Raw genomic sequence first — 248 nt, 5'->3', positions numbered from 1 at the left:
AAAGAATGCTATTAATAAAGGTATTAATTTTTTCATTTAAACAACGACTCTTTTGTGTTTATTTTTAAGTGTTGTAATACCTAAGGTGATGACATAAATAGCAAAAGTACAAAGAACGAGAGCGGCACCACTAGGTACGTTGTATATGTAACTGAAATAAAGTCCAATAATTGAACTAATAACACCTATAACACTTGCTACTGCCATCATGCTATATAAATGTTTACATATTAAGAATGCAGTAGAAG

The 248-nt window shown here is 29.8% G+C and carries 1 protein-coding gene; it reads right to left on the bottom strand.

Going from position 1 to position 248, the window contains the following annotated elements; genetic code table 11:
* Positions 1 to 36: 36 nt before the first annotated feature.
* Positions 37 to 248 (bottom strand): metal ABC transporter permease (locus Q4528_RS15175; protein ID WP_303522529.1); only part of this gene is annotated, 212 nt, incomplete at its 5' end.

The sequence above is a fragment of the Staphylococcus pasteuri genome (genome assembly GCF_030547725.1).
Classification (GTDB): domain Bacteria; phylum Bacillota; class Bacilli; order Staphylococcales; family Staphylococcaceae; genus Staphylococcus; species Staphylococcus pasteuri.
This window is presented reverse-complemented; position numbering and strand designations above follow the sequence as displayed.